General features: G+C 52.7%; 8 protein-coding genes. All 8 read right to left on the bottom strand.

Annotated features, from left to right (window positions below):
• Window positions 1-160: 160 nt before the first annotated feature.
• Window positions 161-712, bottom strand: a complete 552-nt coding sequence (locus VMT71_08255) for a hypothetical protein (protein ID HVN23950.1) — start codon at window positions 710-712, stop codon at window positions 161-163.
• Window positions 699-2666 carry an aldehyde ferredoxin oxidoreductase N-terminal domain-containing protein gene (locus VMT71_08260; protein HVN23951.1) on the bottom strand — a complete coding sequence of 656 codons (1968 nt, stop codon included), beginning with the start codon at window positions 2664-2666 and terminating at the stop codon, window positions 699-701. Before VMT71_08260 ends, VMT71_08255 begins: the two co-directional genes overlap by 14 nt.
• 151 nt (window positions 2667-2817) lie before the next feature.
• Complete coding sequence (locus VMT71_08265) at window positions 2818-3594, bottom strand: IclR family transcriptional regulator (GenBank protein ID HVN23952.1); 777 nt, start codon at window positions 3592-3594, stop codon at window positions 2818-2820.
• Between the two features lie 99 nt (window positions 3595-3693).
• Window positions 3694-5730, bottom strand: coding sequence for a formate dehydrogenase subunit alpha (gene fdhF / locus VMT71_08270; GenBank protein ID HVN23953.1), 2037 nt, complete (start codon window positions 5728-5730; stop codon window positions 3694-3696).
• A gap of 154 nt (window positions 5731-5884) precedes the next feature.
• Window positions 5885-6685: a 4Fe-4S binding protein gene (locus VMT71_08275; protein HVN23954.1), complete on the bottom strand. Its 801-nt coding sequence runs from the start codon at window positions 6683-6685 to the stop codon at window positions 5885-5887.
• 32 nt (window positions 6686-6717) lie between these two features.
• A complete protein-coding gene (locus VMT71_08280; protein HVN23955.1) occupies window positions 6718-7140 on the bottom strand; it encodes a hydrogenase iron-sulfur subunit in 423 nt (140 codons plus the stop codon).
• Between the two features lie 51 nt (window positions 7141-7191).
• Window positions 7192-10284 carry a CoB--CoM heterodisulfide reductase iron-sulfur subunit A family protein gene (locus VMT71_08285; GenBank protein ID HVN23956.1) on the bottom strand — a complete coding sequence of 1031 codons (3093 nt, stop codon included), beginning with the start codon at window positions 10282-10284 and terminating at the stop codon, window positions 7192-7194.
• Between the two features lie 32 nt (window positions 10285-10316).
• Window positions 10317-10548: (Fe-S)-binding protein (locus VMT71_08290; protein HVN23957.1), on the bottom strand; the 232-nt coding region annotated here is incomplete at its 5' end.

The following is a 10548-nucleotide window of genomic DNA, read 5'->3' on the forward strand; positions in this document are numbered from 1 at the left end:
GCTTGCGCATAGAGAACTTCCGTACCCTGTTCCAGGGGCAGACCGTGTCGCACTTGCCGCACTGGTAGCAGAACTTGACGGCGTCTCCGCCTTTCTCTTTTACCTCATCTATGACTTCTTTAAAGGGGGCTACGGTTTCCACGGTATGATTTCCTTATTCTCAGCTTGACGTCTCATTCTTCTGTGACAGTCGTGCCACAGTATCCATTACCTTCTGCGCGCCGTATTTATCGACCAGGGACTCAAAGGCTATGTCGAGATCCTGTTGTTCTTCCTGCTCCTCGACTTCCTCTTCCCGTTCCTCGTAGATCAACGCATCATTGAGGCACCACTGGACGCACAACGGTTTCTCCTGGGGCGGATCGTCTTCGCACATATCGCACTTGAGAGGGAGACCCGAGTCGGGTTCGTGGAAGAGCGTCCTGGAGGGGCACGCAGCCCTGCAGAAACCGCATTCATCGTATTCTTTTCCATCTATTACGTACTTGTCTCTGCCCATGCATTCTGAGGGCGTGTATTCGCCGGCATAGAGAGGCACATACACATCCTTGATCGGGTGACGAACCATCCTGATGCGCGAGCGCTCGGGATTATTACTACTGTACTTGGGGTTGGCGTGGAAGGCAGAGCAGATCACCTCGCATGCACGGCAGCCATTACACTTGTCAAGATCGACCTTGATAGTCTTGATTTTCTTTTTAATCTTGGCCATTTTTGATTATCCCTCTCTTTTCAAGATCTTCGGCAACGTAGCCCAGATCCAGATTCTCCAGCGTCTCTTTTGTGGGGATACCGTCGCTATTCCATCCCTTGAACTTGTAATAGGCATCAAGCAGTTTTTCTTCGAGTTCTGGGAAACGCTTCTTCCAGTGATCTTCCGGTGGTTTCTCGTCCGCTCTTCTCAAGCCTTTCCTTACGTTGAACGCTCTCAGGAAACTCCGGTTTCTCCGGTATACCTGCTTGAGGCCTTCCTCGTCCATGTCGATCCCTGTTGCGGCCGAGATCAATTTTGGATAATTGTGAATGTGGTAAGGAGGCTTCAACGGGAAGGACGAGAGGCCTGCGCAGACGCCGAGCGCATCATCGATGTAGTGCATCATTTCCTGCCAGTCAACAATATCAACGGACATGTCAACGGTCGGGAAATAGGGGTTGGAGCGCTCTCCTCTGGGCTCCCAGTCAAGGACGATCTGCTTGAACTTGTCATCCGGAACCTGGATCCAGTCGCTTATGAATTCCTGCCGCTCCTCCATGGTCATGAAGGGCGCTTGCGGGAACTGGCCTTCGATCTGTGTGATGTTTATCTTCTCGCCCGTGGCGTACATGAGGAAGTAGACCGGGTTAAGCATGCCGAGCTTGAGGGGCAGCTGCTCATGTTTTTTGATGTTGTTGTGCGCATACTCCTCCGCGCCTTTGCCGATCTTCTGGGCTGCCCAGTGCGTACCGTCAGCCAGGATGTCGCCTATGCCTTCGCGGCGCACGATGCGGTCGAGTAACCAGTAGAATTTTCCTTCGTTGTCTGACGGGCATCCTTCAAAGTCAGCATCACTCAGAATGCCGGCCTCCTTCAACTCAAAGGCGAAGGCCATGATCTGCGGCGTGGAGAAGCCGTCCACACCATACTCAGTCGCGCGCTGAGCGATCCTGAAGCCGAAATCCAGATCGGAGTAAGCTGCCATGGTATACGTGAGCTTGGAGAAGCATTTCATCATGTAGGTCGAGATTCCAGGAACGGAAATGATGGCGCCGCATTTCATGGGGCAGTTGTAGCAGCTTATCAATCTTGTCCGTACCAGTTCCTGAGTGTCTCTCCATTTCTTTTCGACTTCCTGATTCCAGAAGTCCTTTCTCCTCGTGCGGGCGTTTCCCCACATAAAGTTCTCAGTGTGCCACTTCTCATCAAAGTGGAGCATCTCCTGAGGTGAACCAAGGCCCTGCAGAATCGTCATAACATTGGGGACCGGGTTCTCATTTCTGAACTTGATGTACTTAAGCACCTCGTTACACAGCTGAATGAATTCTGCCGGTCGCGCCAGGTTAATGTCTTTTGTGCCGCGGACCGCGATGGCCTTTATTCCTTTGTCTCCCATGACTGCGCCCAGGCCGAGGCGGCTCGCGCTGGAACGGCCCTGCTCGATAGAGGCGGTGAAGACTCGGTTTTCACCGGCCAGCCCGATGGCCGCCACCTGGATGTTGGGATCCTTCAGTTCCTCTTTGATCATCTCCGCAGTTTGAACTGCACCTATGCCCTTTAAATGAGAGGCATCCCGGATTTCCACCTTGTCGTTCTGTATCCATATGTAGACCAGCTCCGGGGATTTTCCACGGAAGATTATCTTGTCGTACCCGGCGTACTTCAGTTCCGGAGCGAAGAATCCGCCCATCATTGAATAGCCCATCAACAGCGTTTGGGGAGAAAGGGCTGAAACTATTGTGCGATTAGCGCCGGTTGCAGGCGTGCCGCACAGAAGGCCGGTGCTGAAGATGAGCGGGTTCTCCGGAGCAAACGGTTCCTTTTCAGGGGGAACCCTGTCCCAGAGAATCTTGGTGCTGGTGCCCAATCCTCCGAGGTGAAGCTCGGTCAGCCTCGGGTCTGTTTCCACCCGTTCAATGTTTCCCGTTGAAAGGTCTATTTCCAGGTTAAATCCTGTCTCTGCATACCTCATAGTTGGCCCCTCTTCTTCTCTCTTCCTTGCAGTCGAACCGGTTCTTCGCCGCAAAGATTGTTCATATTTTCACTTACACTTTTTGTATACCAAAACTTCAACACGCCTGTCAAGAAGAAGAGCGTGTGGCGTTCATTTTGCTGCATACAGCTCACCTCTGTTGGACCATTGATTCTAAACGGTAACTGATCTCTTCAGAAATGCCTTTGAGAAAGGCCGTCAGTTCGGGAATAGAAGACTCCGGCACCTGGTGCGTCAGGCCAACTGCCCATATCGCGGCCTGCACGTCCTTGGAGCCTGTTTTCAGTGGAACCGCAAAGCCGATCATACCCTCGACGTAGCCCTCTTTGTCGTAGACGATGCCGTCTCTTCTCGCCTCCAGAAGCGTTTCCTTATAGGCTTCCCTGTCAGTGATAGAGTAGGGTGTATACCTTCTGAGTTCGGATCGGCCGAGGATCTCATCGATCTCCTCGTCGGAGAGCTGCGAGAGCATGGCCTTGATGCCTGGGCCCGCGAGGATCGGCATCTGCATGCCTACATCAGTTGAAACTTTGAGGCCGTAGGCCGAATCCACTTTGTCTATAAGGATGGCCTGACGATCGGACCGGATGCCCAGGAAGGCTGAAAGTTTCGTTTTTTCATTGATCATTTCTAAGTAGGGATGAACGGTCTGGATCAGTGCCGATCGCTTTCCGGCTATGCTCCCCAATATATAAAAGCGGGTACCGAACACAAATTTTCCATCCTGCCTGTGCTCGAGGATGTTGAGGTCTTTGAGTGTGTGGCCGATGTTAAAGACCGTGCTCTTGTTAAGGGAAAGCTTTCCCGATATGTCGCTGATGCCCATGGGTTCACTTGACTGCGCAAGCAAATCCAGAATAGCGAAACATTTATCGATTGCGGGAACTCTTCTGAATCCGCGGTTCATACTCTAATGACATCGCTCCGACGAACGTAGGGGAAACAGAGGGCCAAGGAAGCAGCGTGCAAAAAACCGTGAAGTGACTGCAACTGTAATCTCCGGGAGCTATGCCCTCTTTTCAATACTGACGGCGCACACCTTATACTCGGGGATCTTGGCTACAGGATCCAGTGCCGGGTTGGTCAATACGTTCGCAGCGCTCTCAGCAAAGTGGAACGGTATGTAGACAGTAGTTCTCTCCACCCGTTCGCTGAGGTCTGCCTTTATTTCGATTTCACCCCTTCTGGAACGGATCTTTATCCACTCTCCCTGAGAGATCTTCAACCTCTTTGCCTCTTGAGGATTGATTTCCACGTATCCTTCTTCCATTTCCTGATGGAGCGAAGGTGAGCGGCGACTCATGGTGCCTGTATGATAATGGACGTACGTTCTTCCCGTAGTCAACATGTAGGGATACTCTTTGTCCGGCAGTTCTGCAGGCGGCAGGTAGCCGACAGCGTGAAATAATCCCTTTCCGCGGGTAAACTGATTCTTATGCAGGTAAGGTGTTCCAGCGTGCTCGCGATTGAGGCACGGCCAGTGCAATCCATCCTGATCTATCCGATCATAGTGGATACCGCCGTAGCTTGGAGTGATCTCTGCAATCTCCTCCATTATCCGGGAAGGATCCGCATACTTCATTTCATAACCTAACCGGGACGACAGTTCGGTGATAATCTCCCAATCCTGCCGCGAATCCCCCAGGGGTTCGATGGCCTTTCTTACCCGTTTGACTTTCCGTTCGGTGTTGGTGAACGTGCCATCCTTTTCAGCAAAGCTCACTCCCGGAAGAACCACGTTCGCAAGGCGGGCGCTCTCTGTCATGAAAATATCCTGGACCACGAGGAAGTCGAGCGCCTTCAGGGCTTCGCTCACGTGCTGGATATCGGGATCGCTTACCATCGGGTTTTCTCCGAGGATATACATTGCCTTGATTTTGCCTTCCAAAGCTCCTTTTAACATGTCTGTTAATGTCAGTCCATTTTGCGTGGAGAGCTTGGCGTTCCAGGCTTTTCCGAATTTCTCGGCGCTCCTTGCGTCAGTAACCGCTTGATAGCCGGTATATACATTGGGCAGGCCACCCACGTCGCAGGCTCCCTGAACGTTGTTTTGACCACGCAGCGGGTTCACGCCCGTGCTTTCGCGACCGATCTGGCCGCAGAGCAGGGCGAGATTGGCCAGAGACTTAACATTATCAACGCCTGTTGTGTGCTGGGTAATGCCCATGGCGTAGAAGATCATCGAGGATTCTGAACGCGCGTACGCTTCTGCTATCCGCCTCACGTCCTGTGCGCTTACGCCGGTGATCTTTTCTACCTTTTCCGGCGTGTATCCTTCTACTGCCTTTTTAAATTCCTCAAAGCCTTCTGTGCGCTCTTCGACAAAAGCAGCGTTGTGCCATCCTTCTGCAAGGATGACATTCATAATGCCGTTGATGAGCGCCACATCGGTTCCCAGATTCTGACGGACGTGAATGTCGGCATGCGCCGCCAGGTGAATCTTCATGGGGTCTGCAACAATGAGCCTGGCTCCTTTCTCTTTCGCCTTGAGAATGCGCGTGCCTATGAGAGGGTGGGCCTCCGTCGTGTTGGAGCCGATGACGAAGATGCACTTGGCTCCTTCGATTTCGTCAATAGTGTTGGTCATCGCCCCACTTCCGAAAGCGGCGGCCAGACCGGCCACCGTTGAGGAGTGTCAGAGACGAGCGCAGTGATCGACGTTGTTAGTGCCGAAGACTGCCCGTGCCAGTTTCTGAAAGAGGTAATTCTCCTCGTTGGTGCACTTGGCGGAACAGAGGAACCCGATACTGTCCGGTCCATGTTCATCCCTGATTTTCTTGAGCGTATCCGCGGTCACCTGCAGTGCCTTATCCCACGTTACCTCGTTGAATTGACCATCGCTCTTCAGCAGCGGTTTGGAGAGCCGATCCTTGCTCTGGATGAATTCGTTGATGTTCCACCCTTTCACGCAGAGGCTGCCCCGGCTAACCTGATCGGTCTTGCAGGGCATGGCCCCAACCACCTGCCCGTCAATAACTTCCAGGTATATTCCGCAGCCGCAGCCGCAATAACCGCAGGTTGTGAGAACTGATTTGTAGTCCATTGTTACCTCTTACGTTCTATTATTGGGGCTCACGTCGCCCCCTCCAGTGGCAAGCCACGTGGGGCCTCCCCTCCACCCTCCAGCCGCTGAGCGGCTGCGGGTACCCGGTCGCCGTGCTCGCTAGATAGATTTCCATAGGGGAACGCATGAAAATCTATTTGTTAACGTCCGAGATGTCCATCGTAGGCTCCCCCAGAAGGTTTAAAGGGGATTTTGCCTTGGTATCTTCTCCCGTCCTGTAATCAAATAAATTCTCGACGATTTTACCAACCTCTTTGTAGAGCGTCCGGACGGGAATATCCGAAGGGCACGCCTCTTCACAGAGGCCGCAATCAATGCAGCGGCCTATCATGTGCACAGCGCGGCTCAGATGGAAGGTCGGATTTTCAGGAGGGAGTTTACCCGTAAGGATGAAGTTCCTGTCCTGAATGCTGCAGACCTTGCAGAAACACATCGGACATGCATCCCTGCACCCGTAACATTTGATGCACTTGTTGAACTGACCCAACCAATACTGCAGCCGTTTCTCCTGGGTCAATGTTTCATTTTTTTCCAAACGCTTGCTATGGGAAATCCCCTCAGTTTTTTCTCCCACAACCCATTCCGAGGGATAAGGCTTATAGCACTCGCACGCTTCAGCCAGAGCGGCGGGGCAGGCAATACCTACAGGAGTTACGTGATCCCGGCTCAGCTGATTCCATTTGAAGAGTTCGTTCAATCCCCTTTCGTCACAACCCCTCACCATTACTCCAAGGCGATCTTTGGGGAATCTATGTGCCAGCTTGAGAAGCACCTTGTTCAAGGGATACCGCACATCCCCTACGACGAGATTCTCCAGGTCTGCCATATTCTCTTTGGTGAAGAGATGGGGGGCCGGCTGATTATGTTGTTTCCTCAGCCCCACGAACCCTGTAATCCTGCCTTCGTTCAGTAACTCTTTTACTTTTTCCGCCATTGGCTCCATGATTCTCTTACCTCAGAGTCCTATCAATACGATGTCTTCAAATGTGACGGCCCCAATTCCTTTATCTTGTCGGTAAAGGTACGGACCATCTCAGCGAATCTCACGCCTTCTGCCGCCGAAACCCAATTCAGAAATAACCGCTCCTCTTGAAGGCCGGTGAATTTCATAAGCTCCTGCAATATAGCCACTCGTTTGATGGTCATATAGTTGCCCTTCAGGTAATGGCAATCCCCTATGTGACACCCGGCAACGATGACGCCGTCAGCTCCTTTCTGGAATGCCTTCAGAATATGGTGAGGCGAGATTGTGCCCGTGCACATGACCCTGACTGTTCGCGTGCTCGGGGGATATTGCATCCTGCTCACGCCGGCCAGATCGGCTCCCGCATAACTGCACCAGTTGCACAAAAAGGCTATGATCTTGGGTTCAAATTTCTCAGGGTTCATGGCTTGGCTCGTGGCTTCCTTCCCCATTGCTTTCCTCTCCAAGTACCTATCCTACGCAAAGGCCTCATCCAGCTGTGCGTATATCTGATCGTGCCGGAACCCTTCCAGTCGTATGCTCGCGGAAGGGCAGGTTGCCGCACATCCTCCGCAGCCTTTGCACAGAATGGGGTTGACGAAACATTTTTCCTTTTTCTCGTCATACGAAATAGCGCCGTAGGGGCATACCTCTATGCAGCCCTGACAGCCGACACACTTGTCTTCTATGATCTGTGCGATTGTCGCATCAGTCGCCAGCTTATCCTTGGACAGAATCGTTGCTGCCCTTCCTGCAGCGCCATACGCCTGGCTGACGGCTTCCGATATGTGCTTGGGATAGTGCGCTGTACCGCAAAGGAAGACCCCGCTTGATGCAAAGTCAACAGGTCTTAATTTTGCGTGGGCTTCCTGGAAGAAACCGTCAGGGTTGAGGGGCGCTTTGAACAGTTTGGACAGTTCCTGAATTGACCCTGAAGGAATCGTGGCGGCTGACAGAACCAGCGTATCAGCATCCAGTTCGAGTTGCTTTCCCAGAACAGGATCGGTTACTGTGACTTTGAGAACAGAACGACCATCCTCCGCTTTTCCCGCTTTCACCTGCGGTTTGTCCTGCGGCTCGTAGCGGATAAACCTTACGCCTTTGTTTGCAGCTTCGCGGTAGTAATCCTCTTTGAGGCCATAGGTCCTCATGTCGCGGAAAAGAACATACATATCCATGTCGGGATTTTTTTCCTTCAGCTTCAGCGCATTCTTTATCGCATGGCCGCAGCATATCCGGCTGCAATAGTTTCTCTCTTCATCCCTGCAGCCGACACACTGTATCATCACCAGGCTTTGTGAGTTGATCACCTTTTCGTCGTCATCGGCGATCTTCTCCTCCAGTTCCAGCTGGGTCATTACCCTGTCGTCTTTTCCGCACAGATACTCGCTGGGCTTATATTCTTCTGCACCGACTGCGAGGATGACTATGCCATGATGAATCTCTTTCGTCATCCAATCGGCCTTCACTGTGGTCGTAAAGTTTCCCACATAGCCGGAGACCTCAGTGATGGCTGCATCGGTAATCACGTGGATTGCCGGGTGTTTATAGACCTTGCGGACAAGATCATGGAGATATGTCTGAACATCCAGACCCTCCAGCGTATAATAAATTCTTCTGGCCATGCCTCCAAGGTCCGATTCTTTTTCCAACAGGTAGACCTCGAATCCCTGACCCGCCAGACTCATGGCACTGGTCATACCGGCCACCCCTCCTCCGATGACCAGGGCTCTCTTGTCCACAGAGACTTCAAGTTCCTTGAGGGGCTTTGAGAGAGTGGAGCGGGCCACGGTCATGCGGACAATATCTTTTGCTTTCTCGGTTGCAAGGGCTGGTTCCCGGGAATGTACCCAGGAGCAATGCTCCCTGATATTGGCCATGTCAAAGAAGTACGGGTTGATTCCACCTTCCCGGAGCGTGTCTCTAAACAGCGGTTCGTGCGTACGCGGCGTGCAGGCCGCGACCACCACCCGATTGAGTCCCTTCTCGCGGATTGTCGTAGCTATTCTCTTGGCAGTGTCTGTGGAGCAGGCAAAAAGTGCTTCCTGTGCGTGGACCACATTTTTCAATCCTTTGGCGTATTCTACCACCGAGGGAACGTTTACCACCCTCCCGATGTTAGCGCCGCAATGACAGACGAAGACGCCTACCCGGGGATTCTCCCCGGTCACATCTCGCTCCTCGGGATATTCCCTCGCCAACGCCAGATCTCCTCGCCTGTAAGCAAGCAGTTGACCGCACAGCGCTTCAGCACCGCTGGCGCTCATAACCGATTCGGGAATATCAATAGGACCCTGGAAAGCTCCGCTCATAAAAATTCCGGGACGTGAGGTCTCGATCGGATTGACGGGATTAGTTTTGCAGAACCCTTGAGGGGTCAGTTCAATGCCGAACGTGTCGGCCATCTTCTTCGCATCCTCCGGCGGGTTCAGGCCTACGGACAAAACAACAAGATCGAACTCCTCTTCCTTTACCCCGTCTTCATATGTCGAGTACCGGATTGAGACGTTCTTATTCTCCGGGTTCTCGTTGCCGATTGAGACATAGCTTCGTATGAAGCGGACGCCGGGAAGGTTCTCTGTCCTCTGGTAGAATCGTTCGAAATCCTTGCCGAACGCGCGAACGTCGTTATGGAATATCGTGCATTCAGCGTCTGCGTCATGGTCTTTTGTCAGAATGACCTGTTTTTGGGTATAGGCGCAGCACACTGCCGAACAATAGCTGTTGCCTCCTTCAATCACCTGCCGGGATCCGACACACTGGATCCAGGCTATTTTGTGGGGATGCTTTTTGTCTGAAGTACGCCGTATCTCACCTTCGTATGGTCCGGTGGCGCAGAGTATCCGTTCGTAATCGAGACTGGTGACCACGTTTTCCATGGTTCCGTAGCCATAGTCGTTCCGAAGCTTGGGATCGAACACATCAAAGCCGGGAGACAGAATTATCGCTCCCACCTCTAGTTCCATTCTGCGCGGTTTCTGGTAAAGGTCAATAGCGCTGTTCTTGCACACACCCGCGCAGATCTGACATCTCTCCTCCTTAAGGAAAGAGCATTTTTCCCGGTCTATGTAGGTGACAAGAGGAACCGCCTGGGAAAAATATATGTGGACAGCTTTGTTCAACGATAAATTCTGATTGTACTCGTCCTCGACCTTGACCGGACAGTACTCTACACAGACACCGCAGCCCGTGCACTGCTCCGCATCAATGTACCGGGGCTTCTCAACCAGGGTGACGTTGAATTCGCCCGCTTCCCCTTCCACCCTTTCAACCTCGGTATAGGTCAGGATTTCTATATTGGGGTGCCTGCTGCATTCAATGAATTTCGGAGATTCAATGCACATGGAACAGTCATTGGTGGGAAAGGTCTTGTCGAGCTGGGCCATATGGCCGCCGAGAGCGGGTGATTTTTCAACCAGGTACACCTTCAGCCCTGTCTCAGCCAGATCGAGGGCGGCCTGGATGCCGCTGATACCCGCGCCGACAACCATGACGTCACCGGTACGGCTCTCTGGTAGACTCTCGGGAAGCTGCTCAACTTCTTCTTTTTCGGCTAGTTGTTTTTCCACGTTTCTATGCCCTCGTCACGTTTCTTCGTTTCCTACATCACTTCCTGCACTATCTCCGTTATATCCTTCACCTGTATATCATCCGCATGGTTGAGCACGAGCCTGGAGTCCTCCAGCGCCGTAACGCAGTAAGGACAGGCAGTCACCAGCTCCTCTGCGCCGAGGGAGAGCGCCTGTTCCACTCTCAGGTTGGAGAAGCGCTCATGCTTTTCCGTCTCTGCCCAGACCCTGCCGCCGCCCATGCCGCAGCAGAGGCTCTCGGTA

The organism is Syntrophorhabdales bacterium, from assembly GCA_035541455.1.
In the GTDB taxonomy this organism is placed as follows: domain Bacteria; phylum Desulfobacterota; class Syntrophorhabdia; order Syntrophorhabdales; family WCHB1-27; genus JADGQN01.

Bases quoted from the DNA above. Each gene is read 5' to 3' on its own strand.
- VMT71_08255 (HVN23950.1), bottom strand. From the start codon at position 712: ATGGCCAAGATTAAAAAGAAAATCAAGACTATCAAGGTCGATCTTGAC.
- VMT71_08260 (HVN23951.1), bottom strand. From the start codon at position 2,666: ATGAGGTATGCAGAGACAGGATTTAACCTGGAAATAGACCTTTCAACG.
- VMT71_08265 (HVN23952.1), bottom strand. From the start codon at position 3,594: ATGAACCGCGGATTCAGAAGAGTTCCCGCAATCGATAAATGTTTCGCT.
- VMT71_08275 (HVN23954.1), bottom strand. From the start codon at position 6,685: ATGGCGGAAAAAGTAAAAGAGTTACTGAACGAAGGCAGGATTACAGGG.
- VMT71_08280 (HVN23955.1), bottom strand. From the start codon at position 7,140: ATGAACCCTGAGAAATTTGAACCCAAGATCATAGCCTTTTTGTGCAAC.